The organism is Steroidobacter agaridevorans (genome assembly GCF_009932555.1).
In the GTDB taxonomy this organism is placed as follows: domain Bacteria; phylum Pseudomonadota; class Gammaproteobacteria; order Steroidobacterales; family Steroidobacteraceae; genus Steroidobacter; species Steroidobacter agaridevorans.
This window is the reverse complement of sequence record NZ_BLJO01000001.1, coordinates 521,447-547,726: the sequence shown is the minus strand read 5'-3', so window position 1 is coordinate 547,726 and position 26,280 is coordinate 521,447. Positions and strand designations below refer to the sequence as shown.

Here is a 26,280-nt window from a genome sequence, read left to right as displayed (position 1 = left end):
TCCCCCATGTGAGTTGCAAGAGTTGCCATCGGACCCAGGGCAGGGTACGGTCGATCGGACGGATAGCCAGGCAATGACGCCAACCTCAGACTCTCCCACCGAGACCTTCATCAAGCTCTTCGCCGAGAGTCGTCACGCGCTGCTTCAATATATCCGGCGCTTCGTGCGCTCCAGTGAAACAGCGAAAGAGATCGTTCAGGAAGCCTTCCTTCGTACCTACCGGGAGCGTGAGTCGATCGTAACGCTCCGGGCGTTTCTCTTTTCCACGGCGCGCAATCTGGCGGCAAACGAGATTCGTCATCGACGAACGGTGGAGCGCGACATCGTCGAGAGCGCCGATGAGTCGCGGCTCGATGCTGAATACGAGTCTCTGGAGTCGGGACTGCTGCGCGATGAGCGGAACCGGCTCCTGGAGCAGGCGATCGATCGGTTACCCCCGCAATGCCGTGCGGCCTTCACCCTGCGCGTATTTCACGAGTGCTCATACCGGGAGGTCGCGGACCGCCTGGGAATTTCGGTGAAGACCGTTGAAAAGCATATCTCGCACGGCATGCGCGAAACGAATCGCTACCTGAAAATCCAATACAGGGCCACGAGGCGGCGCCATGGGTGAGGTTCATCGGCTGCCGGATCCAGAGGTCACCGAGCGCGAGGCCAGCGACTGGTTTGCTCGAATGAACGCTGACGACGTGACGGCCGACGATCGCGCGCGATTCGATGCGTGGCTGGCTGCTCATCCGTGCAATGTGAAGGCATACGCCGAGTTGGAGGCCACTTGGAAAGAGCTGGTCAGAACCGGTCCGCTGGTTCGGGCAGTCTACTTCGGCCAAGTGATGAATGCCGCGTCGGCTCGATCTGCACGCGCGCCACGCTGGCTCGCTGGCGCCCTGGCCGCGACCGTTGCGGCGATCGTACTCAGCGTGAGCTGGAGTTTTTACAAACAACAGGCGGACACCCGATTTCAAACGGCGATCGGTGAGCAGGTCGCTGTCATGTTGCCCGATGGCTCCTCGCTCAATCTCAATACCAACAGTCAGGTCGACGTCGAATACAGTCAACGTAGCCGCGTGATTCATCTCGAACGGGGCGAAGCGTATTTCAACGTTGCTCACGATGCGCATCGGCCTTTTTGGGTGCACGCCGGCAATCGCTGGGTGCGCGCGGTCGGCACCGCATTCAACGTCTACGTGCGACCGGCCGGTGTGCAGGTCACGGTCAGCGAAGGCACGGTCAACGTGGTCGATGCGACCGGCGGCAAGTCGCCACCTTCGGACGCTGCATACGCGAAATCTGCAGCAGCTGTGACTGCAGGTGAGCAGGCCGACGCCCAGGGCAACGCAGATGTGATCCGTGCCCTGAATGCAGCAGAGCTCAACCGTTCGCTGGCCTGGCGAAACAAGAGCTTGTATTTCCACGATGAGCCGCTCGGGAACGTCGTCAACGAACTGATGCGATATACGCGTCTGCAGATCGAAGTGGTCGACGATTCACTGCGCCAGTTGCCCGTCGGCGGCACCTTTCAGACCAGCCCGGAAGGTGCGGAGGCGCTGCTGAAAATGCTGGAGGATGGATTTGGCGCTCAGGTCCGGCGGCACGGCGCGGATCATGTGTATATCGAAGCTCCTGCTGAATAGAAATCGACTGGGGGTTTTCAACTTCTCGCGGGTCGTCATAACAGACAGGGTGAGCATGAGAAGAGCCGAGCATCCTAGGAGGGGGCATGAGAGCAACCAATCGAGCCGTCAGATTGGCGATTTTGCAGGCGTTGGCCTGCGCATCGGGACTGCTGCTGACGACACCCGGACGTGCGAACGCCGATCCAGCTCAATTCGATATCGGCCCGCAGCCTCTGCCGGATGCGCTGAAGAACTTCGCGGCGCAAGCGAAGATGCAACTTCTCTACCGCTACGATGCGGTCCGCAACGCGACTGCTACGCCGGTGACCGGACAGCTCGAAAAGCACGCAGCCCTCGAGCAGATGCTACGAGGGACGGGTTTGGTAGCCATCTATAGCGGCGAAAACACCGCGACCATTCGTCCTGTTTCCACGGAGAAAAAGCGCGTCGATACCGCGAGCAGCGACACATCCGGCGTTGCACCGACTCCAACTTCGTCCACGACGCCCGGCAGGCAGTCGCGCTACATCCGGCTGGCGCAGGCGGAAACCAGTGAAACGCAGGAACCAGCAGCGGACAACGCGACCATCCAGGAAGTGGTCGTGACCGGTCTGCGTCAGTCGCTGGAAACCTCCATGACGATCAAGCGCGACTCCCTGGGGATTGTCGATGCCATTGCGCCCGAAGATATCGGCAAGCTTCCGGACACCAACCTCGCCGAGTCATTGCAGCGAATTACCGGTGTGTCGATCGATCGCTCGGGCGGCGAAGGCGCGTTCGTCACGGTTCGCGGCTTTGGGCCGGAATTCAATACCGTGCTGCTCAACGGGCGACAGATTGCCACGCCGACGGATCCGTCGCAGGCGAGCGGCCGCGCCTTTTCGTTCGACACACTCGCCTCCGAGCTCATTGCCGGCGTCGAGGTGTTCAAGTCTTCGGTGGCGCACCTTCAGTCCGGTGGTGTGGGCTCGGCCATCAACATCAAGACGGCGCGGCCCTTCGACTATGACGGTTTCAAATTCTCCGCTTCGGGAGATATCAATTACGAGGACAATTCGGATGAGGCCTCGCCCGACGCGGCATTTCTGATCACCGACAGCTTTTTCGATGGACGCTTGGGGCTGCTGGCATCGGGCAGCTATCAGCGGCGCAAGGATCGGCTGAACCAGGCGCAGACCGACGGTTGGATCGTCAATGGCGGCACGCCGGCTGGGCAGATCAATGGCGGCGCCGGCGTGCAGGCCACCGCGTCAAATCCGCAAGCCAATCTGTTCGTTCCGCAGAACTTCGATACCAAGGTGACGTTTGAGGATCGCAAGCGCGTGGGTGGCACGCTGGTGCTGCAATATAAAGCCAATGACGATCTGACGATCACTGCGGACACACTTTACTCGCGCTTCACCAATACCACCGACGCGCGGTCGTTCGGCCATTGGTTCACGCCGTCCAACCTCACCGACGTCGTTACTGATGCCAATGGAACGGCAATCGACCTGACGCAAGGCGTCGGTATGGCTTCTGACTTCCACGACAAGGCGTTCGACAAGAAGACTCGTCTGACCGCGAGCGGTCTCAATGTCGAATGGAAGCTCTCGGAGCGCATGACGCTCAATCTGGATGGCAGCTTCTCGCGTGCCAAGGAAGATCCGAACGGCGGCGCGGAGAGCGAGCTGGCCTTGCTCGGATACACCGGACAGACGATCCGATATCAATCCGACGGACCGATCCTGCCGGTGACCACCGGTTTCGTGAGACCGACCAGTGGAACGAATGCCGGTGTCGCGGGCGGCACGCAGCCGATGTTTCAGCACGTGATGCTTTATCGCGGTTATGGCGTCGAAGACGAAGTGACCCAGCTGCGAGCCGATCTGGAAGTGCAGGGTGAAGATTCAAACGAAGGACTGACCAGCTTGCGCCTGGGCGGCTTGTTTTCTCGCGACAAGAAGGATACCGCGCTCTACTCGAATGACGGTGGCACGGGGTGCACGACGTGCGGCTATAACAATGTGGCGCCAGCAAGTGTTCCGATCGGTGTATTCAATGCCGGCGGCGGCTTCCTGTCCGGTATCAGTGGTGCGGATCGCCTGACCACTCAATGGCTCACCTTCGACGGACGGTCGTTGTTTGATGCGATCACCCAGGAGCAACAGGCTGTCACGCCCGGCTTCACGTTCGCGCCACCCAAAGTGAACGATTCGTTGGTGGAGGAGCAAGTCTATGGCGCCTATCTGCAAGCCGTGTTTGAAGGCAGCTTGGGCGGTCGGTCCTTCAGCAGCGTGGTAGGTGTGCGTGTTGAGAATACGCAGGCGGACATCAGCGGGCTTGCGACCAACTTCGTAGCGCTGCAGCGGCTGGCCAACGATGCCACCCAATATGGTGTTCAGACTGCCGGCACCGCGACCGTCTCCAAATCGAATCACTACACCGACGTGCTGCCAAACCTGTCGTTCAAGTGGGACCTGACGGATGAAATTACCGCGCGCTTTGCCGCAAGCCAGACGATGACGCGCCCGACGCTCGAGCAGCTCTCGCCGGTCACGACGCTGGTGACGTTGCGGCCCGGCAATTTCGCGGCGGCCAGCGGTACACCCGATCTGGAGCCGTTCCGCTCCGATAACCTCGATGTTTCCTTCGAGTACTACTACGGCCGGGGCAACTTTGTTTCGGTCGGTGCGTATTACAAAGACGTGAGCAACTTCATCGTGCTGAATCAAACGACCGGCGTGGTGAACAATTCGTCCGGCTCGCCGCTGCTCGATCCCGCGACCGGATTGCCGGCGCAATTCACCATCACCGCGCCCACGAACGGGGAAAGCGCACAGGTGTACGGATTGGAAGCGGGGATTCAGCAATCGTTCGGCAACAGCGGGTTTGGCATCCAGCTGAACGGTACGCTGGCTCACAGCGACAAGGATCTGGATCCGCAGGACCTGACCAACAAATTCGCGCTGACCGGCCTGTCCAACTCGGCCAACGGCGTGTTGTTCTACGACAATAAGAGCAATTTCGAGGCGCGCATGGCGCTCAACTGGCGTGAAGACTTCCTGCAGTATCTCTCGCCGCCGCCGTTGAACGGCGCCGGCCAGGCCGTCACGCAGGTCCGTGGCCGCTATCAGCTGGATGCGGGCGCGACTTATCACCTCAACGAAAGCTTTGCGGTGTTCGTGGAAGGCGTCAATCTGACCAACCGACCCATTATGAAGTACGCTTACTACGAGAACCAGTTTCTCTATGCCGAGGACAGCGGCCGCCGATACAAGATCGGCATGCGAGCCCAGTTCTGATCGAGGACTCAAGCGATGCCCGACTGCTCAAGCTAGGTCATGGAACGCCCGATCCGGTCGATTTTCATCGTCGGCGGCGGAACGGCCGGATGGCTGACCGCCGCCATCATTGCGGCACGCCATGCTTCAGGATCCGGCCGAGGTCTCGAGATCACCCTGGTTGAAAGCGAGACCATCGGCATCGTCGGTGTGGGCGAGGGGACCTGGCCGACGATGCGCTCGACCTTGAAGAAGGTAGGTATCTCGGAGACGGACTTTTTTCGCGAGTGCAACGCCTCGTTCAAGCACGGTGCGAAGTTCGCGCGGTGGGTGACGGGCCAGGCGTCCGACTTCTACTATCATCCACTGATGTTGCCGGAGGGCTTTCCGAGCTTCGATCTCGCGCCCTACTGGATGAAATATTCCGAAGGGCAGCGGGATGCTCCTTCGTTTTCCAACGCCGTCTGTTTTCAGGAAGCGGTGTGCGAGCTGGGCCTGGCGCCCAAGCTGATTACCACGCCCGAGTATGCCGGCGTCGCCAACTACGCCTATCATCTGGATGCCGGCCGGTTCGCGGCTTTCGTTCGCGATCATTGCGTCCAGAAGCTCGGCATACGTCACATCGTCGATGACGTGACCGAGGTCATCAGAAGCGACACGGGCGACATCGACGCTGTGCAAACCCGCAAGTCCGGCCGCCTCGGCGGCGATCTCTTCATCGATGCTTCGGGATTCCGCTCCTTGTTGCTTGGCGAGACGATGGGCGTGCCCTTCGTGGATCGCAGCGATGTTCTTTTCATCGATCGGGCGCTCGCCATGCAAGTGCCCCATGACCATGAACAAAGCGACATCGTCCCGTACACCGTTTCGACCGCGCAGAAGCACGGCTGGATCTGGGACATCGGTCTGCAAAGTCGCCGCGGCGTGGGCTACGTCTACTCGAGCAATCACACCACCGCCGATGCGGCCTTGGCGGAGTTGCGCGCGTATGTCGGAGACAGGCATCGCCATGTGCAGCCCAGAGAGATCAAGATTGCCTGTGGCCATCGTCAGGTTTTCTGGAAGGGCAATTGTGTCGCGGTGGGTCTCGCAGGAGGATTCCTGGAGCCGCTCGAGGCGTCGGCGCTCGTGCTGATCGAGCTCTCGGCCGACATGATCAGCACGATGCTGCCGGCGACGCGCGAGACGATGCCGATCGTCGCGGGTCGTTACAATAGAACGACGCAGTATCGCTGGGATCGGATCATCGACTTTCTGAAGTTGCACTACATTCTGAGTCGACGCACCGATTCGGCCTTCTGGATCGACAATCGCGCTCCGACCAGCATTCCGGACAGCTTGCGGGAGCAGATGGAGCTGTGGCGCTATCGGGCGCCGGGCGATCAGGATTTCACCAGCAACTGCGAGATGTTTCCTGCCGCCAGCTATCAATATGTACTGTATGGCATGGGCTTCAGAACCGATACTCGTCATCAGCCGCTGGACCGCGACATCGGCGGCGCCAAGCGGGCCTTCGCGCAGAACGAGACGCTGAAGGCGAGATGGACGAAAACACTGCCGAAAAATCGCGACTTGATCGACAAGATCAAAGCGCTGGGGCTGCAGAAGATCTGAATCGAGCAATCGCGAACGGGTGACGGATGCGTCTGGTCGAGCTATCGCGCAGCGAGCATCGTGAATTGCGGATCCGCGGGGATCGTGTTGAAGCCTGTGCGGCCAGTCAACACCTGATACCGATTGTCGTGGGCGAGTTCCGGAAAGCCGCGACTCAATACCCCATCGTGTTCGCGAAACATCCTGAAACGGGGCGTTTCGCTCCCTACGTACTGAGCGGACTGGGCGTTGCGGAGAATCTGTTCTGGTCTGGAACGGAGCTGGACGTGTCTTACGTGCCGTTGAACGTACGGCGACAACCGTTCTACGTGGGCATGGACGATGCGCCGGATGCGTCCGCCGGAAACGTGCTGTGCATCGATCTCGATCATCCCTGCGTGGATAGTGCTGGCGCCCGGTCGATCGTGAATGCCGATGGGACCGACTCTGCCTATCTCAAGGAGATATTGGCGATCCTGGGCGAATTGGTCGCGGGAAAAACGGCAACTGAGCAGTTCATCGCGGCGCTGCTGTCTCTCGATTTGCTTGCGCCCATTATGCTGGACATCGTGTTGGACGATGCAACGCCGCTGCAAGTCCAGGGGCTTTACGGTCTCGACGAAGAGAAATTCAGGCAGCTCGACGCCACGCAGATCGACAGCCTGTGGCGGAGCGGGCACCTCGACCTGATCTATGCCGTGATGATCGCCAGCGGACAGATCTTCAAACTCATTCGGCTCAAAAACCAGCGCATTGCCCTCAGTCGCGCCTGGCAGGGCAACGCACGCTAGCTACGACACCGGGACTGACGATGAGTGGCGGACCGACTCTCTTCGCATTCAACGACCACGCGGAAATCGAGTTGGTGCGTATCGGCCGGGGCGGCTTAAAAGTGAGCGTGATAGACAAAGTCCTGCGCGATCCCGAAGGCGTTGCTGCCTTGGGCCTCGCTCAGTCTTTTGCCGAGGATCGCGGCAACCTTTACCCTGGCCTGCGGGCTGCAATGCCCGACAGCTTCTCGACCTCGTTCCGCGCCTGGCTTACGCCGACGCTTCAACGCAACGGCATGTTGGAGAGTCGGCAAGTCATATCTGGCGATACGAGTTTCTTTTCCGTGGTGACCACGGCGAGCAAGGACCTGCGGCCCATCCAGTGTATCCCTCACTACGACTCGACCGACCCGAGTTTGTTCGCGGCGGTGATCTATCTATGCGGCCCGAGATTTTCCGGAACCGCGTTCTACCGCCATCGACGGACCGGATATGAAGCAATAACGGAGCAGAACGCCAGCAATTATCAGCTCGCGCTCAATAGCGACATGCGAATGCAAGGGCCGCCGGAGAAACAGTATATCAATGGGGATACCGTGCTGTTCGAGACGGTTTTTGCGAGCGAGTTGAAATTCAATAGGGCGATTGTCTATCCCGCCCGCATTCTCCATGCGGCCAGGATCGAGAACCCATTCCATCCTCCCAAAGATCGCAGCGAGTGGCGTCTCACGGTGACGGCATTGCTGCGATCGAGCCGGCTTTGATCGATCACACCGCTGTCGCGCCGGGCGTTTCGACCTCGATGCCGTATCGTTCGATCGCCTCGCTCACCCGACTTGCGGCTATGCGTCCCTCATCCGCGAGCGTTTTGAGTGCAGCGACGGCGATGTAGTGTCGATCCACCTCGAAGAATCTGCGGAGCGCCTCGCGCGTATCGGAGCGGCCGTAGCCGTCCGTGCCTAAGGAGACAAAGCGGCGCTCTGGCAAGAATGGTCGAATCTGATCCGCGACGATTCTCATATAGTCGCTCGCCGCGACAATAGGGCCGGGGTGCGAAGCGAAGCACTGTTGCACATAGCTGACGCGCGGAGCGGCCTGCGGATGCAACATGTTCCAGCGCTCGATCTCCATTCCTTCCCGACGCAGTTCGGTGTAGCTCGTGGCGCTCCATACGTTGCTGGCGACACCGAAGTCCTTTGCAAGCAAGTCCGCGGCGGCGAGGGCCTCGCGCAGAATGGAGCCGCTGCCCATCAGCTGGACCGTGCAACTGGAGCTCGAGTCAGCGGCAGGTTGTAACAAGTAAAGCCCTTTCAGGATACCTTCGCGTGCTCCTTGGGGCATCGGCGGGTGCACGTAGTTCTCGTTCAGCAGCGTGATGTAGTAGAAAACATCCTCGTTGTCGCGATACATGCGCTCGAGGCCGCCTTGCACGATCACGGCGAGCTCGTATGCGAACGTCGGGTCATACGATAAGCATGAGGGGATGACTGACGAAAAGACGTGGCTGTGGCCGTCCGCGTGTTGCAGTCCTTCTCCCATCAGAGTCGTGCGACCCGCAGTCGCGCCGAGCAGGAAGCCGCGAGCGCGACAGTCGGCAGCAGCCCAGGCCAGGTCGCCCACGCGCTGCATGCCGAACATGGAATAGAAGATGTAGAACGGCAGCATCGCCAGGCCGTGATTGCTGTAGGACGTGGCAGCCGCGATCCATGAGGACATGGCGCCGGACTCGTTGATGCCTTCCTGCAGGATCTGTCCATCCTTCGCTTCCTTGTAGTAGCTGAGCTGACCCGCGTCTTGCGGCGTGTAGAGCTGGCCGACATGCGAGTGAATGCCGATCTGGCGGAACATGCCTTCCATTCCGAACGTGCGCGATTCATCGGGAACGATCGGCACGATTCGCTTGCTGACGCGTGGGTCCTTGAGCAGGGCGCTGAGAATGCGCACGAAGGCCATCGTCGTCGAGATCTCGCGGCCGTCCGTGCCTTGCAGCTGACTGTCGAAGATCGCTGGCTCCGGAATCTCGATCGGATCGTGAGCTGACGATCGCGCGGGCAGGGGGCCGCCGAGCAGGGCACGGCGCGCAGTGAAGTATTGTGCGTCGTCGCTGTTCGGATCCAGCTTCAGATAGGGCATCTCGCTCAGCTGATCGTCCGGCACCGGCAGTGCGAAACGGTCGCGAAACGCTCTGACTGCCTCTGGCCCCATCTTTTTGAGCTGATGATTGACGTTCAGGCCCTCGCCAGCTTCGCCCATGCCGAAGCCCTTGACCGTTTTCGCGAGAATCACCGTCGGTTGCCCGATGTGGCGCATGGCTGCCGAATAGGCTGCATACACCTTGCGCGGATCGTGGCCACCGCGCTCCAGCGCCCAGATCTCATCGTCGGACAGGTCTTTCACCAGCTCGAGCAGCTCTGGATACTTGCCGAAGAAATGCTGCCGGACATAGGCGCCGTTCTGCGACTTGAAGGTTTGATAGTCGCCATCCGTGCATTCCAGCATTCGTTGGCGCAATAACCCGCTGCTGTCACGGTTCAACAGTGCATCCCAGCCGCTACCCCAAACGACCTTGAGCACGTTCCAGCCGGCCGCGCGGAATACGGCCTCGAGCTCCTGCATGATTTTGCCGTTGCCGCGCACCGGGCCGTCCAGTCGTTGCAGATTGCAGTTCACGACGAAGATGAGATTGTCGAGCTTCTCCCGTCCGCCAAATGAGATCGCGGCCAGCGATTCGGGTTGATCCATCTCGCCGTCACCAAGAAAGGCCCAGATCTTCCGATTCTGAGGCGCGAGCAGTCCACGCAGTTCCAGATAGCGCATGAAACGCGCCTGGTAAGCCGCCGTGATCGGTCCCAGTCCCATCGAGACCGTGGGGAATTGCCAGAACTGCGGCATGAGCCGCGGATGAGGGTAGGAGGACAAGCCATCGCGACCGGCCTCCCTGCGGAAATTGTCGAGCTGGGTTGCGTTGATGCGTCCTTCCAGAAAGGCGCGCGCGTAAAAGCCTGGAGCGGAGTGCCCTTGCAGATAAAGCAAGTCGCCGCCGAACTCCCGGGTCCGCGCTCTGAAGAAATGATTGAAGCCTACGTCGTAGAGCACGGCGGCCGAAGCGTAGGTTGCGATGTGTCCGCCGACATTCGAGTGCTTTCCTGCGCGCAGCACGGTGACCATTGCATTCCAGCGGATGCAGGCGCTGATGCGACGTTCGATATCGAGCTTGCCTGGATAATCGCCTTGGCTCTCCGCTGCGATCGTGTTGACGTACGGCGTTGTGACCACGGTGCGTCGATCGCCGTGCAGGGCCGCATCACGTTGCAAGAGGGCGTCGATCAAGAAGTGACCGCGTTCGCGACCCTCATGCTCTAGGACATTGTCGTAGGCATCGAGCCACTCTTGAGTCTCCTGGGTATCGACGTCGGTTGCCGGAGTTGCGACGGTATTCAAGGTGCTGCTCCGCTCGCTGCGAGCCACTGTGGTACGATACGTTACCATATCATTCGCACACTGGTACGGGGTAGTACCAAGAGGGAGTGCCGTCATGTCGACCACGAAAATGAAAACGTCCGCCCGAGCGGTTGGCAAGACGCGCGCTTCCGCCGCTGGCCGCGCGCGTTCTGCGGAAATCCTGCGCGTCGCGGCCAAGATGTTCTTCAAGCACGGCTACGCCGGCGCCAGCATCGATGCGATCATCGCCGAGGCGGGTGGCTCGAAACGCGACATATACGGCGAGTTCGGCGGCAAAGAAGGGCTGTTCGCCGCGATCGTGCGAGACAATCTGAACACCGCGCTCGGCACGCTCGCATCTGGAATGGACGAGTCGAAGAGCTTGCAGGAAACGCTGTTCGACTTTGGGATTGGGCTGGCCGAAGTGCTGTCGACGCCCACCGGATTGAATCTCTATCGCATCATCGTGTCGGAAGGCGTGCGTTTTCCGGCCCTCGCGAAGTTGTTTTACGACAGTGGCCCGGGGCTGGTGGCGAACAAGCTCGCCGAAGTGCTGGAGCAGCGGAAGCGGGCGAAGGAAATCGATGTCGCCGATTGCCACGCCGCCGCTGACCAGTTCGTTGGAATGATCCGCGGCAATCTTCATCTGGCCGTCATCTTGCGTATCCGTCCGGCTCCGCGACCGGATGAACTGCAGGCGTTCGTCTCCAAGGCCGTCGCAACGTTACTGCACGGCATCGTCAGTACGCGTAAGGCCTGAGCCAGCAAGTCTGAGATAGGTCCCTTGACCTGGTACGGAGCATTACCATAGGATCTGCAGGGACGGTACGGTACCGTACCATAGAATATCGGATGCTTTGCATGATTGCCCGCTTTTGCATCGTCTGGGCCTCGGTCCTCGCAGTCACGAGCGGTTGCGCCACGCCGGGCGTTCGCCAGCAGGCAGCCACCTTCGACGAAGTGCCCACAGCATCGTTGCAGGCGGCGAGCAGCGTCGGCGCGCATTGGCCGACGAGCTCATGGTGGCAGGAGTTTGCAGATCCCGCGCTGGACAGATTGGTCGTCGAGGCGTTGACGGGGCACCCATCGATCCGAATTGCGCAGTCCAGAGTTCTTCGCGCGGACGCAATCGCGCGCGAGACCGGAGGGCGGCTGTATCCGCAGCTGTCGGCTAACGCGGATCTTACGCGTCTCGAGCCGTTCGATACGGCTGTGCGACCGCCGGGAATCGAGCGACCTACCGTCGATGCTGCACGCATGACTTTGAACTTCAGTTATGAGTTCGACTTCTGGCAGCGGAACCGCGCGGCTTTTACTGCTGCTCTGAGCGAAGCGGTCGCCATCGAAGCGGAAGCGTCCGATGCGCGTAACGTCCTGGCAACGGCCGTTACATCGACTTACGTGCGGCTGCGAGCGGCGCTCAGTCAACTCGAGATCGCACAGTCCGGCTTGAAGCGCAGGCAACATCTGCTCGATCTCGTGCAGGACCGTGAGCGGGCCGGTCTCGATGTACTGGTCAGCGTCAAACAGGCGCAGAGCGAGGCCGAGATCGCACAAGCGGATGTCGTGCGTATGGAGCATGCGGTGCAACTGCTCAGGAACCAACTCGCTGCGCTGTTGGGCAGCGGGCCGGAGCGGGCAGGCGCGCTGGGATCACCTCTCGGATTTTCGTATGCGATGCCGGAGTTGCCGCAGATCGTTCCGGCGGATCTGCTCGGCCGCCGGCCGGACATCGTTGCGAGCCGTCAACGAGTCACAGTGGCCGCCAGGAACGTTCAGGTCGCACGTGCCGATTTCCTGCCTAACGTGAATCTGTTCGCTCTGATAGGGCTCGACGCGTTGGCGCCGACTGACTTCTTCTCAGGCACGAACCGAGCCTGGTCCGCAGGCGCGGCCGTGCACCTTCCCTTGTTCGATGGCGGACGGTTGCGTGCACGCTTGGATGCGCGCTCTGCGGAGTACGACATTGCCGTCGAGGCTTATAACGCGACGGTGCTCACCGCGATACGCGAGGCTGCCGACGCACTTACAGGTCTCACAAAATCCACAGAAGCATTGACGCCAGTGAACGCCGCACTGCTCTCTGCGGATGAAGCATATCAGCTCACCCTCGAGCGCTATCGCAACGGTCTCGCCAATTACATCGCAGTACTCATTGCTGAAAACGCCTTGCAGGCACGACAGGCACTGAACGTACAGGCGCGTGAGCAACAGTTGGTCAGTCTCGCACTGACATTCAAAGCGCTCGGCGGCGGCTTCGAGGCGGCGACTCTTTAATTGCAGGATGTTTCCATGAGCGATTCTCCGCTTTCAGATTCTACGGTGGGCAGGCGACGGATCGTGCTGGTGGGCGCCGCCGCCGTGATGGTCGCGGCCGCAGCGGCGTTCTTCATCGCTCGCGGGGCCAAAGAAGTATTTACTGACAATGCTTACGTGCATGGCAACCAGGTCCAGCTCACTTCGCGTGTTGCGGGTACCGTTGTTGCGATTCATGCCGACAACACAGATCGTGTCCAGCGCGGTCAAGTGGTCATCGAGATAGATGCGACCGATGCGACACTGGCGTTGCAAGCAGCCGAAGCGAATCTCGCCGGCACGGTGCGTGAAGTGCAGCAACTGTTCGACGGTGTGTCCGCGCTCGCTGCCGAGGTGAAGCTACGCCGCGTCGAGTTGCTGCAGCGGCAACTCGATCTGCAGCGCCGTTTGGAAACCAAGAGTGGATCGATCTCGCAAGAGGAGTTGGCGCATGCTCACTCGGGAGTCGAAGCCGCGCAGGCCGCGGTCGAGTCCGCCGTGCAGCGATGGGCGGCCAGTCGCGCGCTCATTGAAAACACCACCGAAGCCACACATCCCCGCGTGTTGCGAGCCAAGGCGCAATTTCGCGACGCGTACGTCAATTTGGAGCGGACCCGGGTCATCGCGCCGATCGATGGCTATGTGGCGCGTCGTTCGGTGCAACTCGGGCAGCGCGTCGATCTGGCCACCTCGATGCTGACGATCGTGCCGCTCGCGCAGGTGTGGGTCGAAGCGAACCTCAAGGAAGGGCAGCTGGTCGATGTGCGTATCGGCCAACCGGCGACGCTCACGGCGGATTTCTACGGGGACGAGGTCGTGTACACCGGACGAGTCGTGGGACTGGCCGCAGGCACCGGCAGTGCATTTGCGTTGCTGCCGCCGCAGAACGCGACAGGTAACTGGGTCAAGATCGTGCAGCGAGTGCCGGTGCGCATCGAGCTCGACACAGCTCAGTTCGCCGCGCATCCGCTGCGGCTTGGGCTCTCGATGCAGGTTCGTATCGAAACCAGCGATGGCAGCGGGCCGTTGCTCGCTGCGGATGTTCGTGCACGCCCGGTGTACGAAACACCGGTCTACGATGACAGCCTGCAAGGCGCGGAGCGCGTGATCGAAAACATCGTCCAGGGGAATATCGCGCCCCGCACGCGAATTTGAACAATGAGCTCGCTCGTCAATCGTCGCGCGGCGGCCGGGCTCACTGCCGCGATCTGCACGCTCGCGCTGCTCGACGGCGTCAACGGTGCGCTCGGCTCGGTCATTCGGCCGTATCTGATGGGCAGCGTGGCAGGCGGACCGGATGAAATCGCCTGGGCGGCCATTGCGTACTTCTCAGCGAAACTCACAGCGTTCCTGTTGAGTCAGCGCTCGAGCGATGTGTTTGGCGAACGTCACCTCTTGCTCGGCGCTGCGGCCTTGCTCGTCATCGTAACCGCGCTGAGCGGTTTCGCCGAGTCGACGCCCTTCCTTGTGAGCGTCCAGCTCCTGCAAGGCGCAGCCGGTGGAATCGTGCTCGCGGTGGGACAGGGGGTGCTGCTCAAGCGGTGCGGTCGTGGTGCGCAGCCGATTATTCAGGCGTTTCTCGCCTTTGCCGTGCTGGTGTTCCCTGTGATGATCGTGCCATTCGTGCTGGGCGCAACTGCGTACGCGATGCACTGGTCGTACGTTTCCTTCGTATGCGCGTCGCTCGGCGGCATCGCTTGGTTGGCGCTGCACGCAGTTCGAGATCATCTCGATGAGCACGTAATAAGAAACGAGTTACCTGCGGGCCGAGCGCTGCTGTTGGCGGGTTCGCTCGCAGGCGTCGTTTACGTGCTGTTGGAAGGCGTGCGTCACGCCTGGAGCGAGTCATCGATCATCGTGTTGACCCTGGTTTGCGCAGGGGCGGGTCTCGGGATTTTCGGCTGGCTGGAGATACACCGCGACGATCGCTTGCTGGAATATCGTCCCTTCCGGCTTGCCGATTTCACCTTCGGCGTTTGCGTCAGTCTGCTGGCAGGGGTGGCGCTGCTGGGCAGCGGGACGATGATCACAATGTTGGCGAACGGTCTGTTGGGTTATACCGCGCCGCAGTCCGGGCTGGTTCAGCAGTGGTCTGCTCCGTTCGCTGTCCTGGCCCTGGGGGCTGTGGGTTTCTGCCTGCGGCAGCCCAGGATTCCGCCGCCGCTGTTTCTAGCGACTGGCGTTGTTCTGTTCGCACTGGGAATGTGGAGTCTCGGCGGTATCACCTCCGGAATGGCGGCCGATGATTTGTTCGCGTCGATCTGCCTGCGCGGCTTCGGCTTGGGGTGCTTGTTCCTGACATTAACGATGATCTCGCTCGGATCCGTGCCCGCCGAGCACGCAACTGCCGCTGCGGGCTTCTTCAACTTCGGACGACATTTCGGCGGACTGCTGGGCATCTCGTGGATGCAGACGCTGCATGAACATCTGATGTCTCGCGGCCACGAGGCGCTGGCGGCCGCGTGGACGCCGGCAAACCCGGAATTCACGCAAGCCCTGGCGCAGGCCAAGGGCGTGCTGATCGCGCAAGGCGCGACTCTGGCACAGGCGTCGACTCAGGCGATGGCGCTTTTGACCGCGGAGTTTCAACGTGAGACGTCGGCCCTCGCGTTCAATGGATGCTTTCAGGCGCTGGCGATGTTGTTCGTCTTCGCGGTGCCCATCGTGGTCATCGTGAGAGTAACGACGGAGCTGTGCCTGCTCCATGGAGAATGAGCGGCCCTGTCCATGTCAGCGATCGAACGCGGCTGAGGACACGCCGGATTGCCGCGCTACATCGCCTAGATCGAAGTGAAAGCTTTCCCAAACGATCCGGTTGTCTCGAAATCGGAACAGGATGAACACGGGCGTCGCGACGCGCCTGCCATTGAGCGGATCGCCGCGAAACGTCTTGGTCGGAGTGAAGCTGATCGTGCCCCAGGCGCACAACGTTTCGTCTGACGCCGCATAGTCTGTGAGCGTCACGCCATAGTCGGGGACCAATGCATAAAACGCTTCGAGTCCGCGGCGCAATTGCTCGCGACCCCGGGAGCTCGAGCCGAATGGAGGACACAGCAACGTCGCGTCCTCGTGGTAGATCGACAATGCGCTTTCGATATCGCGGCGGCTCTTTACTTCAGCCAGCTTTGCCACCAGCGCCTTGGCCTGATCGAAGTCGAAGCGGGCGGCAGACGGATGCGACTCGGCGATGACCATGATCATCACTCCTTGCGTGAACGATACGCGATGCGCGCTCTCGACACGATACAGATCTGTAGCGATACTAGATACAGATCTGTAGCGTGTCAATTCGGACCGGGAGTCGAGCCATGAGCAAGATGTGGGCAGTTCAGCAGCAAGGCTGGGGCGGAGCGGAGCAGCTGCAGTTCACGGAGGTGGAGCGGCCGACGCCGTTGCCTACCGAAGTACTCGTGCGAGTCCATGCCGCAAGCGTGAATCCGGTGGATGTGTACACGCGAGAGGGCAAGGCCTATATGCGCGCGCTCAGCTTGCCTCACATTCCGGGATGGGATGTGGCGGGTGTCGTCGAGGCCGTCGGATATGGCGTCACCCGTTTCAAGGTGGGAGATGAAGTATTCGGGATGCCGTGGTTCCCTCGTGCCGCGAATGCTTATGCGCAATACATCGTCGCTCCCTCACGCCATCTCGCTCTGAAGCCGCTCAATGTCGATTTCATCCATGCGGCGGCGTTGCCGCTCGCGGGTCTGACTGCATGGCATATGCTGGTGGAGATCGCGAAGGTGCAACCGGGCATGCGCGTGCTCATCAATGCCGGCGCCGGCGGTGTCGGTCACTTGGCGATTCAAATTGCGAAGCACCTTGGCACGCATGTGATCGCGACGGCTCGCGCAGATAAACATTCTTTCTGCCGGTCGCTGGGAGCCGACGAGGTGATCGATTACAGCGTGACGGCCGTTCACGAGACAGTCTCCGACATCGATGTGGTCATCGAGCTGGTCGGAGGGGAGACCTGCCTGACAATGCTCAGAACGCTGCGCAAAGGCGGGCTGCTCGTCAGCGCGCAAGCCGCGTGGGCGCCCTCCCTGTACGACGAGGCGGCTGTCCTCGGCGTGCGCGCGTCGGCCTATTTGGTCGAACCCGATTGGCACGGTCTGGAGTCGTTGAAGGCGCTGGTCGAGTCCGGCGCATTGCAGGTTCAAGTTCAGCGCGTGTTTGCTCTTCGCGATGTCGCAAGCGCGCACGATCTGATCTGGCAGAAACGAGTCGCGGGCAAGATCGTGCTTGAATGCTTATGAGCTATCGGCGCCTTACATGCGAGCCGGCGCGGCTCTCATGCGAAATACAAAGTCGTTCTCGGGTCCCGCTGTGCGATGACACGCGGCGCATTGGGCCGATTTTTCAGGCGGAGTCGTGTAGCTGCCGTCCAGGCGATAGCCCGTAAATTCCCACTCGCCCGAGCGGTTTTCGCCGTAAGTTTCCCCGAAGCCCTTGCCTCGTTTCATGACATCAATATGGTCCACTTCACCTCGTTGCAGCGCGCCGTTTGCATCGCGTACCACCTGATTGTTTGCATCTCTGAGCGCGTCACTGAACTCCACGAGGATGATCGAACCTTCCGGAAAAGGCAGGTGGTCGCGGCTGGTCACTGTGGCGGCTTGCTCGTTGCCATAAACGGTGCTCACCCTCAGCGCCTGCTCTTTGACGATGACGCCGAGCACTTTGAAGCGGGTCCGATAGTCTTTGGGGAAACCGACGCGGTCGGTGGTTGGAGCTGCAGCTGCGGGAGTCCCTTCGCTGGATGCGGACTGCCCGAGAAGCACGGTCCCGACGATACATATCGCTCTGCAAGCCGCAACACGCCAGTCGCTTGTCGATCTGCGAGCCAATCCTTGCCGTTCCATGCGAGCTCTCCAGAAGTTCACCGCCACGGATTACGCCATTCCTTGGCCACCCGTGAAATCGATCTGCGACGAATCCGGGTAGGGGAGCGATGAGGGCCCGATTTCGTGCGACGACGCCTGCTGGGAGTGAGCCGACTTCAGGAAATCTCCGCGCCACTCACGTCAAGGCGCCGCGCCCAAGCGGCGCTGCAGATCCTTCAAGAAGGTCGGGCTGGCGTTCAGCCGGACATCGTCCTTGAGCACCACCAGCAACTCCGTCGGTGAGACCGTGATGAATTCCTTGATGCGCTCCAGGTTGACCAGCCGCGATCGATGAATTCTCGCAAACCCCTCGGGTTTCAGCCGCTGCTCCATGTCGGTGAGCGTCGAGCGCAGCAGATGGGCTTGCCGGCCGACGTGCAGGCGCACGTAGTCGCCGTAGGCTTCGACCCAATCGATTTCTGCAGGCCCCACGACGAGCATACGGTCGCCGTTCTTGACGAGCACGCGCGCAGCGTGGCGGCTCGCTTCGGTCGTGCGCAGCAGCCCCGCCAGATGATCTTGAAACGATTTCTTCGCATTCCCTTCGAGAAATGTGCGCGCGCGCTCGAGGGCCTGTTGCACGCGGTCCTGCCCGAAAGGTTTCAGCAAATAGTCCAGCGCCTGGGCCTCGAATGCCTGCAGCGCGAATGCATCGAATGCGGTTACGAAGATCACGACCGGCATCCGCTCCGCGCCGACAGCGCTCAGCACTTCGAAGCCATTCAAGTGTGGCATCTGCACATCCAGAAACACCAAATCCGGTTTGTATTCTTGAATCGCGGCAACGGCGGCCTGGCCGTCCTCGCACTCCGTCAGCAACTCGATGTCGGAGGCCGGCTCCAAAAACCGTTTCAGCCGCTGACGGGCGAGCGGCTCATCGTCCACGATGAGCGTGCGGATACTCATGTGGCGGCCTCCAATGCGGGCGCTGCCAAAGGGATTTGGATATTCACGACCAGTCCGTTGTCATTCAACAGCTCGAATCGCTGCCCGGATCCATAGAGTCGACGCAGACGAGTCTGAGTATTCGACAAGCCGATGCCGACCTGAGCTTTGCCCGCTTGCGGCAGGCCGGGGCCGGTATCGCGCACCTGCAGATGCAGATAGCCATCGGCGCAGGCGGCGCGGATCTCGAGGACGCCGGCTCGGGCCGTGGCCGCGACGCCATGGAGGATGGCATTTTCGATCAAAGGTTGCAGGATCAGGCTGGGCACTTTGACGGCAAGCGCCTCGGGCGCAATCTCCCACGTCACCTGCAAACGCTCGCCCAAGCGCATTTGCTCTATTTCCACGTAGCCCTTGACGAAGTCCAGCTCCTCCGCGAGCGCAACTTCCTGCTCGGTCGATGAGCGCAACACCTGCCGCAACAGCTCGCCCAGACGCAGGATCAATTGCTCGGCCAGCGTCGGATTCCGGTGCACCAGCTCGGCGATCGAATGCAGCGTATTGAACAGAAAGTGCGGGTTCAACTGACTGCGCAACGTTTGCAGCTGAGCCTGATGCAGCAGCGATTCCAACTCCATGGCTTTGACTTGCCTGTCACGCAGTTGGGTGTAATACGTCATTGCATGCCAGGCGAGAATCAAGCCGGCATAGATGGGGAGGTTGTATCCGGCGACCTTGACCGCGGCAACGTGCAGAGTAGGTAGGAACGATCGCGGAGGAGCGTCGGCGACCGATAGCAACCATCGCACCCCGTCACTCAAGAAAATGAAGAGCTGGGTGAGCGCGGGTTGCAGCAAGGAAATGACGATCGCTCCAAGCAGCAGGCCGGCTGCGTAGCGCGTCCAGGTCCGCTCGCCGCGATACAGTCGTCGGCACAGCCAGAAGACCAGCGGGGAGACGATGCCCCACGATAACCAATGAGCCGCCTCCAGCCACAGTGCCTCTGGCCAGGGCGCATATCCAGACCAATACGCCTGGGAAGCGAACAGCACACTCAGCAGAATCCAGAACACCCCAAAGCACAGCCAGCGCGGCAGGAATTTCGGCAGGCCGAGGGTGGGTTCCATTGGCCCACTCTAGCACTACGTACGATGGCGTCGGGTCGCGGGCTGCTCGAAAAGCTCGATCACGACGAGGACTGCGGTTCCGGCCGCGCCGGGCGGGGAGACCAGGATTTCGCGAGTTTCGCCGCCGCCGTTCTTCCAGGGCAGGCGTCGATGGCCAGCGGCGCGAAGAGGTCGCATGGTCGAACGATAGCCATGCGCAGCGGGCGTATCGACGGAATGTTCAGGCCGCGCTTCGGCGATAGTGCGACTCGCCAAACGTCTCGACGACGACGTCATCCGCGATCTTGGCCACGAAATTACCGGGCCGTTGCGGCGTGTTGAGGATGCCGTGCTCCGTCCAGGTTGCACGGTTCGCCTTCGTTTCGGCGCGAATCTGCTTGTTGAGCTCGCGGCTGCGCTCGGTCTTGTAGGGCCGATCGTGATTGATGTGCACGCAGATCGCCGAGTAGCGGATCTGCAAGCCGGTGATGCCTGCGTTGGTGAGGCGTTCGCCGAATTCACGATCCTGTGCCCAGTAGGCCATGCGCTCGTCGTGGCCGTTGACCCTCAGCAAATCCGTGCGCCAGCACGACGAGTTGTGACCGTTCCAGCTCGGGCGAGTCGGTGTCATGGCATTCATGAGTTTCGCATGCCAGCCACGGGCCCGGAGCTTGCCGAGCTTGGCGGAGCGAGGAGTGCCGTTTGCGAGCAGCCACTCCGGGCTGGTCGCGTGGCCGTTGAAAATGACCTCGGGCGTGAGTTTCTTGCTGGCTTCGTCGGTCAGTTTGAAATAGCCGCCGGACAGGAAGCGGCCGGGTCGCGCATTTCCTGCATGAGTTGCGACGAAGTCGGCGCGAGGGATGCAGTCGCCGTCCGAGAAAATCAGATAATCGGCGTCGGTTGCGAGCACCGCTTGATTCAGGATGCGGCATTTACGAAAGCCAACGTCCGGCTGCCACACGCGCCGCACGGCGATTCCATAGGCGTGCGCCGCCTGTTCGATGACGTCGCGCGTTTCATCCGTCGAGCCGTCATCGGCAACGATGATCTCGAACTGGGCGCCGCGTTGGGCTGCGTAGCCGGTGAGAGTCGGGGCCAGTCTGTCCGGCGCGTTGTAGGTGCTGAGAATGACTGCAATTCGCACGGTCGGGCTCCCTCGCATTGTGGAGCTGAGCGTGCCGATGCGACGTGACGGCCCAAGGAAGGTTGCGAGAAAGCTGGATGGATGTTTGGTTAAGGTTCCGTTTTCCTGAGCAAATCGGAGGCCAGCGTCAGAGAGCTGGGATCGACATCGAGCTCGTAATAGCGCAGCCGCTTGTAAACGGCATAGGACGCGGCGGTTTGCGCCACGATGTAACCTCGCCAGCCATCCAGAACCGCCAGGCGCAACAAGTAATCTTTCAGAAACGTAGTCACGAAGATGAACGGGCAGAGCCACATGCGCACTTTGCGGCCGCGATCGCGCCAGTCCTGGGCGCGCAGTTCCGTGTAGCGGAGCATCTTGATGTGACGATGAACCAGCGTCGGGTTGTGATCGTGAAGCAATCGCTCGCGGAAGGAGGTGACAGGTCCATTGAATCGCAGCGATTCATGAACCCTCGCATCGGTCCAGCGCGCGCGTTCACGATGATATAAGCGAGCGATGCGTTCGCGGCTCATCGGCCGATACCAGCGCATGGCTTTGCCCATGAATCGGGTCGCTCGTCGAAAGTGCGCGCCGGCGAGCGAAGATTCCATGATCGACGGCAATCGCTGTTCGAGCTCGGCGGCCAGGGCAGGTGAGAGCTGCTCATCGCCGTCGAGCACCAGGATCCAGTCATGTTTCGCTACGCCGCTGGCGAAATTTCGTTGCGGACCGAAGCCCAGCCAATCCTGGTGCACGACTCTGGCGCCGTGGGCCGCCGCGATTGCGGGCGTGCCATCGGTGCTGCCGGAATCGACGACGACCTTGTCGGCTGCGAACGGCACGCTGTCGAGGCAGCGTCCGATCATGCGGGCTTCGTTCCTGGCAATGACAATGAGTGTGATGGGCAGCAAGCGACAGCCTGAAACATGACGTGACAGGCGCGCAAACTAAGTCGTGCGCATGACAGCTCCGTGAAGCTGTCACAAAATTGTCGCATGCCGCCGCTATGGTGCCCGCCTCCGGCGGAGGCAGGTAGTGGAACTGTTCGGGTCCGACATCGATTGGCGACGAGTGATACGCCACATCGCGCGCGTCACGCGTCATCGAGAGGCAGAGGATCTCGCGCATGTCGCCGTCGTTCGCACTTTGGAGCGCGGCGGTTGCGACATTGCCAATCCAGAAGCGTTCCTGGTGAAGGCGGCCGTCAATCAAGCGTGGGATGAACATCGTCGGGCGCAGCACCCCGCGGCGCCGATCCCGTTCGATCCCGCGACCTACTTCCTTCGCGATCCCCGACCTCTGCCCGATGAAGCGCTCGAAGCGCAGCAGCGCCTGGCTCGCGTCCGCGAAGGATTGAAAGAGCTCTCGCCACGCACGCGTGAGATCTTCCTCATGCATCGCTTCGAGGGTTTGAAGTACGCCGAGATCGCCGAACGGCTTGCGATCAGTGTGAGCGCAGTAGAGAAGCACGTCGCCCGCGCGATGCAGTTTCTCGCCCAGTGGACGGAAGGCTATTGAATCGCATGCCTGCAGCGCTGGCGCCGGACTATGCCGAAGCCGCCGCCTGGCTGGCGCGTCTGCGCGCCCATGATCGCACGCGAGAAGACGAAGCCCGCTTTCGCGAGTGGCTGGCGGCCGATCCCATCAATGCGCAGCGTTTCGAACATGTCTCGACCATCTGGGATGACATGGACGCGCTGCGTGACGTTGCTCGCACCGAACTGAAACCTCGGCTGCTCACGCGTCGGCGGTTGCTGACCGGATCGCTGGCGGCATGCACTGTCGGCGGTCTCGGCCTGCAGTGGTCGCTCGCGACGGCAGGCGTCTATACCACTGCGCTGGGCGAACAGCGCCGGCTGACGCTCGAAGAAGGCTCGCGACTGGTGCTGAATACCGATACCAGCGTGAAGGTGCGGTTTGATGAGGAGCGCCGGGAGATCGAGCTGCGTCGTGGGCAAGCGTTCTTCGACGTCTCCTCCGATCCGCGCCCGTTCAGTGTCAAAGTCGGTGCGCATGACATTACTGTTCAGCGGGGTCGCTTCGATCTGCGCCTGGAAGAGCAACAGCTCTCGGTGCTCGCCATCAATGGGATCGCTACGCTTTCGGAAGACGCCGAGTCAGGAAAGCCGCTTGCGCGCTTTGGCAACGGTGAGCGTGTTCGGATCGATGCGGAATTTCACCTGGAGCAGGATCGTCCCAATGTAAATGATCTGTTGGCGTGGCAGTCGGGACAGGCGGCGTTCCGCGGCGAAGCGCTCGCCCGCGTCGTAAAGGAGATGAATCGCTACACCGAACGGGAGCTGGTGTTGGCGGACGAGCGCGCAGCGGCGCTGCGCATTAGTGGCGTGTATCGCGTCGGCGACAATCGCGCATTCGCGCGCTCATTGGCTTTGTTATTGCCCATCAAGATTGAAGAGACCGATCGCGTCATTCGCATCAGCGCGATCTGAGCGACACAAAAAATATTTGCTCGCAGGGGTGAGGGCGCGCTCCCGTCGTTCGTCAATAACGCGCGGCCAGCAGGCCGAATCAGCGATCGGGAGATCCAAGCCTTATGTCCGCCTCGACTTTGCGTCGTAACCTCGTTCTCAGTGCCGCCATCTTGATGCTCTCCGGCGCAGCCCAGGCACAAACCAACGGGCCGGCGCATGCCGTGTCCATCGTGACCGCCGCGCAGCCGCTCGGCAACGCGCTCGAGCAGCTTGCGAAGCAGACCAATATCGACATTTTGTTTCAGCCTGATGACGTCGCGGGTCTGCAGGCGCCAGCGCTCAATGGCAACATGACGCCGCGGCAGGCAGCGGAGCGTCTGCTCGCGAGCACGTCGTTGAGCATTACTCAAGATGAGTCTGGCGCGTTGATCATCCGCCGCGGCTCGTCGGCCATGCAAAGTGTGGAAGGCGCGGGCGGCGAAGGCCTTTACATCGACGAAGTCGTCGTCACTGGCACGGCCGAAGGCGTGTCGAAATTCGAAACATCGTATGCCGTGTCCACGGTGAACGAAGACCAGATTCAGCTGTTGGCGCCGCAGAGCACGGCCGATCTCATCGGCAAGCTGCCCGGTTTCTATGTCGAGGCGTCGGGCGGCGAGTCGAACAACAACATCAGCCCGCGCGGTCTGCCTGGCTCCAGCGGCACGCGCTTTCTGGCGATCGTGGAAGACGGCATGTTGTTCTTTCAGGATCCGAATGAAATCTATCTGAACGGCGACTCGTTCGCGCGCAGCGACATCATGACCGAGCGTGTCGAGGCCGTGCGCTCCGGCGCGGCGCCTATCTTTACCAGCAACGCACCGGCCGGCGTCATCAATACGATCACTCGCAAGGGCGGCGACACGGCGCAAGGCGCGACTCGCATCACCTGGCAGGACAGCGGCATGCAGCGACTGGATGCATATGCCTCGGGTCCATTGGGGAATGACTGGTACTACGCCGCTGGCGGCTTCCTCCGCAGCCACGACGGTTATCGCGACGCCGGCTTTCCGAGCGACGAGGGCGGCCAGTTCCGCTTCAACCTGACAAAGCGCTTCGAGCGCGGCGAAGTGACCGCATACGCAAAGTACATCGACGAGACGAACGTGTTCTATCTGCCCATTCCGTTGAAGGATCCGCGCGACGGCAGCTCGCTCGCAGGCCTCATCGATCCGCTGGAGGGCACGATGATGTCGAACGCCAATCGGTACTACACGGTCAGGACTTTCACCGGCAACCAGGTGCAAACCATCGATCGCGATATCGCCGACGGCCGTCATGCCGAGGCGTTCATGACCGGCATCGACTTCAATATGGAAGTCGGCGATGGCTGGAATGTTTCCAACAAGATTCGCTATCTGGATGCCTCGGTCGATCTGGACGCGTTGTTCTCTACGACGCAGGCGTTCGACTATCAGACCTACTCGCAGGGCAAGCTCGCGGCGGCGCGGACCGCGTTCGGCGCGAACGTTGCCGGTCTGCGCTACGTTCTTGCCGGAGACCGCGATCCGAACGGCAATCGCGTGGCATGGGATCCGGCGGTGTCGCGCGGCCTCGTGATCGAGCAATCGTATCGTTACGCTCCCATCGACGGCTCGACGCTGATCGATGAGTTCCAGATCACCAAAGACATCGGCGCTCACAAGCTGACCGCGGGCCTGAGCTATTCGACGGCCGACTTCGAACATCAGCGCCTGTTGCAGGATTCATTGAACGAAGTGGGCGGTCAGGCGCGCCGCCTCGATCTGGTCGCCGTCGATGCCGCGGGCAACACCTTGGGCTCGGTCACCGACGACGGCTTCCTGCGTTACGGGTCGTACTACATCGGCGGAACGGCGGATTCCGAGCGCTATGCCGTCTATCTCGCCGATTCGTGGAGCGTCACGGACGCGCTCACGCTCGACGCAGGTGTCCGCAATGAATGGTACGACCAGACCGGCGTGCGCTGGCTGACCGAGAATCGCAACTTCGGCGATTCGACGACGATTGCGGATAACAATCAGGCGGGCAACAGTGGGCGCACCGCGACCTATCATCAGAAGGACGACAACATGGCCTGGACGCTCGGGGCGAACTATGAGTTCAATCCGCAGTACGCCATGTTCGGCCGCTTCACCAAGGCTTTCCGCAGCCGCAATGTGTGGGCGGCGGTGACCAACAACAACGCGCCGGACGACAAGATCACCGGGGCCGAGATCGGCCTGAAATACAACACGCGTCCGTTCTCGTTGTTCGCAACCGCGTTCTATAGCGACTTCGATCAACTGAGCGTGCCGGGTCCGACCGTGAATCCCGTGACCGGCATCAACGAGAGCGCGACGTACTGGGGCAAGTTGAAGGTCTATGGCATCGAGACCGAAGCGTCATACCGGCCCAGTCGTGCGTTCGAGCTGGCTGGCAATCTGACGTATCAGCGGCCGCGGCAGCGCGATCTGCAGGAGCAGGTGTACGGCAATCTGGGCGATGACTTCAACGGCAAGCTGCCGGGTCGCGTGCCGGAATGGATTGCGCGCGTGACACCGACAGTGTTCTTCGATGTCGGTCCGGTGCCGGCGACGATTTATGCAAACGTTTCGTACGCCGGCCGACGTTACGTCGACGCGCTCAATTCCACCGAGCTACCCGCTTACACGACGGTCGATCTCGGCGCGACGGCGCAGATTGGATCTGCGCAGCTGCAGGCAGTAGTCACCAATCTCACGAACGAGGTCGGTGTCACCGAAGGCAATCCCCGCGTCGACGGTTTGACGGGGCAGGGCACGGACGAGGTGATCTTCGGCCGTCCCATCTTCGGCCGGACGGTGCGTGTGGTTGCGACCTGGAACTTCTGA

At 61.1% G+C, this 26,280-nt stretch carries 21 protein-coding genes and 1 pseudogene; 14 read left to right on the top strand and 8 right to left on the bottom strand.

The window, feature by feature from the left end; genetic code table 11:
- The first annotated feature begins 13 nt into the window (after positions 1-13).
- The 6 genes from GYH35_RS02345 to GYH35_RS02320 all read left to right on the top strand — a co-directional run bounded on the left by GYH35_RS02345 (position 14) and on the right by GYH35_RS02320 (position 8,006).
- A complete protein-coding gene (locus GYH35_RS02345) occupies positions 14-613 on the top strand; it encodes an RNA polymerase sigma factor (RefSeq protein WP_161827564.1) in 600 nt (199 codons plus the stop codon).
- Positions 606-1,634 (top strand): FecR family protein, encoded by a 1,029-nt coding sequence (locus tag GYH35_RS02340; RefSeq protein WP_161827563.1) that lies wholly within the window; start codon positions 606-608, stop codon positions 1,632-1,634. The genes GYH35_RS02345 and GYH35_RS02340 overlap by 8 nt, the downstream gene beginning before the upstream one ends.
- Before the next feature lie 86 nt (positions 1,635-1,720).
- Entirely contained in the window at positions 1,721-4,900 is a 3,180-nt protein-coding gene (locus GYH35_RS02335; protein WP_202624032.1) for a TonB-dependent receptor, read from the top strand.
- A gap of 39 nt (positions 4,901-4,939) precedes the next feature.
- Positions 4,940-6,493: a tryptophan halogenase family protein gene (locus GYH35_RS02330; protein ID WP_161827562.1), complete on the top strand. Its 1,554-nt coding sequence runs from the start codon at positions 4,940-4,942 to the stop codon at positions 6,491-6,493.
- A gap of 26 nt (positions 6,494-6,519) precedes the next feature.
- Positions 6,520-7,263 (top strand): SapC family protein, encoded by a 744-nt coding sequence (locus tag GYH35_RS02325; RefSeq protein WP_161827561.1) that lies wholly within the window; start codon positions 6,520-6,522, stop codon positions 7,261-7,263.
- A gap of 20 nt (positions 7,264-7,283) precedes the next feature.
- Positions 7,284-8,006, top strand: a complete 723-nt coding sequence (locus GYH35_RS02320; protein ID WP_161827560.1) for a DUF6445 family protein — start codon at positions 7,284-7,286, stop codon at positions 8,004-8,006.
- Positions 8,007-8,010: 4 nt separating this feature from the next.
- Here GYH35_RS02320 and aceE read toward each other — a convergent pair whose 3' ends face one another.
- Positions 8,011-10,731, bottom strand: coding sequence for a pyruvate dehydrogenase (acetyl-transferring), homodimeric type (gene aceE, locus GYH35_RS02315; RefSeq protein ID WP_161813776.1), 2,721 nt, complete (start codon positions 10,729-10,731; stop codon positions 8,011-8,013).
- A 46-nt stretch (positions 10,732-10,777) separates the two neighbouring features.
- Here aceE and GYH35_RS02310 point away from each other — a divergent pair, with 46 nt between their 5' ends.
- The 4 genes from GYH35_RS02310 to GYH35_RS02295 all read left to right on the top strand — a co-directional run bounded on the left by GYH35_RS02310 (position 10,778) and on the right by GYH35_RS02295 (position 15,693).
- On the top strand, positions 10,778-11,443 hold the full coding sequence (locus GYH35_RS02310; RefSeq protein WP_202624031.1) for a TetR/AcrR family transcriptional regulator: 666 nt from the start codon (positions 10,778-10,780) through the stop codon (positions 11,441-11,443).
- Between the two features lie 101 nt (positions 11,444-11,544).
- The gene (locus GYH35_RS02305) at positions 11,545-12,960 is read left to right on the top strand and encodes an efflux transporter outer membrane subunit (RefSeq protein ID WP_161827559.1); all 1,416 of its coding nucleotides are present in this window, start codon (positions 11,545-11,547) and stop codon (positions 12,958-12,960) included.
- Positions 12,961-12,975: 15 nt separating this feature from the next.
- A complete protein-coding gene (locus GYH35_RS02300; protein WP_161827558.1) occupies positions 12,976-14,133 on the top strand; it encodes an HlyD family secretion protein in 1,158 nt (385 codons plus the stop codon).
- A gap of 3 nt (positions 14,134-14,136) precedes the next feature.
- Positions 14,137-15,693, top strand: coding sequence for an MFS transporter (locus GYH35_RS02295; RefSeq protein WP_161813779.1), 1,557 nt, complete (start codon positions 14,137-14,139; stop codon positions 15,691-15,693).
- A 15-nt stretch (positions 15,694-15,708) separates the two neighbouring features.
- Here the strand turns inward: GYH35_RS02295 and GYH35_RS02290 are convergent, their stop codons facing one another.
- A complete protein-coding gene (locus tag GYH35_RS02290; RefSeq protein ID WP_161813780.1) occupies positions 15,709-16,173 on the bottom strand; it encodes an ester cyclase in 465 nt (154 codons plus the stop codon).
- 113 nt (positions 16,174-16,286) lie between these two features.
- Here GYH35_RS02290 and GYH35_RS02285 point away from each other — a divergent pair, with 113 nt between their 5' ends.
- On the top strand, positions 16,287-17,234 hold the full coding sequence (locus GYH35_RS02285; protein ID WP_202624030.1) for an NADP-dependent oxidoreductase: 948 nt from the start codon (positions 16,287-16,289) through the stop codon (positions 17,232-17,234).
- A 12-nt stretch (positions 17,235-17,246) separates the two neighbouring features.
- On the opposite strand, the gene GYH35_RS02280 is transcribed toward GYH35_RS02285, so the two are convergent.
- The 6 genes and pseudogenes from GYH35_RS02280 to GYH35_RS02255 all read right to left on the bottom strand — a co-directional run bounded on the left by GYH35_RS02280 (position 17,247) and on the right by GYH35_RS02255 (position 21,889).
- Positions 17,247-17,867 carry a cytochrome P460 family protein gene (locus tag GYH35_RS02280; RefSeq protein WP_161827557.1) on the bottom strand — a complete coding sequence of 207 codons (621 nt, stop codon included), beginning with the start codon at positions 17,865-17,867 and terminating at the stop codon, positions 17,247-17,249.
- Positions 17,868-18,002: 135 nt separating this feature from the next.
- Positions 18,003-18,767 (bottom strand): LytR/AlgR family response regulator transcription factor, encoded by a 765-nt coding sequence (locus GYH35_RS02275; RefSeq protein ID WP_161827556.1) that lies wholly within the window; start codon positions 18,765-18,767, stop codon positions 18,003-18,005.
- On the bottom strand, positions 18,764-19,873 hold the full coding sequence (locus GYH35_RS02270; RefSeq protein WP_161827555.1) for a sensor histidine kinase: 1,110 nt from the start codon (positions 19,871-19,873) through the stop codon (positions 18,764-18,766). The genes GYH35_RS02275 and GYH35_RS02270 overlap by 4 nt, the downstream gene beginning before the upstream one ends.
- A gap of 81 nt (positions 19,874-19,954) precedes the next feature.
- Positions 19,955-20,050, bottom strand: a pseudogene (locus GYH35_RS35345) (HutD family protein); the annotation flags it as partial.
- 43 nt (positions 20,051-20,093) lie between these two features.
- Positions 20,094-20,996 carry a glycosyltransferase family 2 protein gene (locus tag GYH35_RS02260; protein WP_202624029.1) on the bottom strand — a complete coding sequence of 301 codons (903 nt, stop codon included), beginning with the start codon at positions 20,994-20,996 and terminating at the stop codon, positions 20,094-20,096.
- Positions 20,997-21,085: 89 nt separating this feature from the next.
- On the bottom strand, positions 21,086-21,889 hold the full coding sequence (locus GYH35_RS02255; protein WP_268894911.1) for a glycosyltransferase family 2 protein: 804 nt from the start codon (positions 21,887-21,889) through the stop codon (positions 21,086-21,088).
- Positions 21,890-22,013: 124 nt separating this feature from the next.
- Here GYH35_RS02255 and GYH35_RS02250 point away from each other — a divergent pair, with 124 nt between their 5' ends.
- From GYH35_RS02250 to GYH35_RS02240, 3 genes are all read left to right on the top strand, one after another.
- Entirely contained in the window at positions 22,014-22,496 is a 483-nt protein-coding gene (locus GYH35_RS02250) for a sigma-70 family RNA polymerase sigma factor (protein ID WP_161827551.1), read from the top strand.
- 5 nt (positions 22,497-22,501) lie between these two features.
- Positions 22,502-23,428: a FecR family protein gene (locus GYH35_RS02245; protein ID WP_235936715.1), complete on the top strand. Its 927-nt coding sequence runs from the start codon at positions 22,502-22,504 to the stop codon at positions 23,426-23,428.
- Positions 23,429-23,532: 104 nt separating this feature from the next.
- Positions 23,533-26,280, top strand: coding sequence for a TonB-dependent receptor domain-containing protein (locus GYH35_RS02240; RefSeq protein WP_161827550.1), 2,748 nt, complete (start codon positions 23,533-23,535; stop codon positions 26,278-26,280).

What these genes read in the sequence shown, in the direction of transcription:
- GYH35_RS02285 (WP_202624030.1), top strand. Translation starts at nt 16,287, where the DNA reads ATGAGCAAGATGTGGGCAGTTCAGCAGCAAGGCTGGGGCGGAGCGGAG.
- GYH35_RS02290 (WP_161813780.1), bottom strand. Translation starts at nt 16,173, where the DNA reads ATGGTCATCGCCGAGTCGCATCCGTCTGCCGCCCGCTTCGACTTCGAT.
- GYH35_RS02295 (WP_161813779.1), top strand. Translation starts at nt 14,137, where the DNA reads ATGAGCTCGCTCGTCAATCGTCGCGCGGCGGCCGGGCTCACTGCCGCG.
- GYH35_RS02330 (WP_161827562.1), top strand. Translation starts at nt 4,940, where the DNA reads ATGGAACGCCCGATCCGGTCGATTTTCATCGTCGGCGGCGGAACGGCC.
- GYH35_RS02240 (WP_161827550.1), top strand. Translation starts at nt 23,533, where the DNA reads ATGTCCGCCTCGACTTTGCGTCGTAACCTCGTTCTCAGTGCCGCCATC.
- GYH35_RS02300 (WP_161827558.1), top strand. Translation starts at nt 12,976, where the DNA reads ATGAGCGATTCTCCGCTTTCAGATTCTACGGTGGGCAGGCGACGGATC.
- GYH35_RS02245 (WP_235936715.1), top strand. Translation starts at nt 22,502, where the DNA reads ATGCCTGCAGCGCTGGCGCCGGACTATGCCGAAGCCGCCGCCTGGCTG.
- GYH35_RS02340 (WP_161827563.1), top strand. Translation starts at nt 606, where the DNA reads ATGGGTGAGGTTCATCGGCTGCCGGATCCAGAGGTCACCGAGCGCGAG.
- GYH35_RS02305 (WP_161827559.1), top strand. Translation starts at nt 11,545, where the DNA reads ATGATTGCCCGCTTTTGCATCGTCTGGGCCTCGGTCCTCGCAGTCACG.
- GYH35_RS02320 (WP_161827560.1), top strand. Translation starts at nt 7,284, where the DNA reads ATGAGTGGCGGACCGACTCTCTTCGCATTCAACGACCACGCGGAAATC.
- GYH35_RS02275 (WP_161827556.1), bottom strand. Translation starts at nt 18,767, where the DNA reads ATGAGTATCCGCACGCTCATCGTGGACGATGAGCCGCTCGCCCGTCAG.
- GYH35_RS02270 (WP_161827555.1), bottom strand. Translation starts at nt 19,873, where the DNA reads ATGGAACCCACCCTCGGCCTGCCGAAATTCCTGCCGCGCTGGCTGTGC.
- aceE (WP_161813776.1), bottom strand. Translation starts at nt 10,731, where the DNA reads ATGGTAACGTATCGTACCACAGTGGCTCGCAGCGAGCGGAGCAGCACC.
- GYH35_RS02335 (WP_202624032.1), top strand. Translation starts at nt 1,721, where the DNA reads ATGAGAGCAACCAATCGAGCCGTCAGATTGGCGATTTTGCAGGCGTTG.
- GYH35_RS02325 (WP_161827561.1), top strand. Translation starts at nt 6,520, where the DNA reads ATGCGTCTGGTCGAGCTATCGCGCAGCGAGCATCGTGAATTGCGGATC.
- GYH35_RS02310 (WP_202624031.1), top strand. Translation starts at nt 10,778, where the DNA reads ATGTCGACCACGAAAATGAAAACGTCCGCCCGAGCGGTTGGCAAGACG.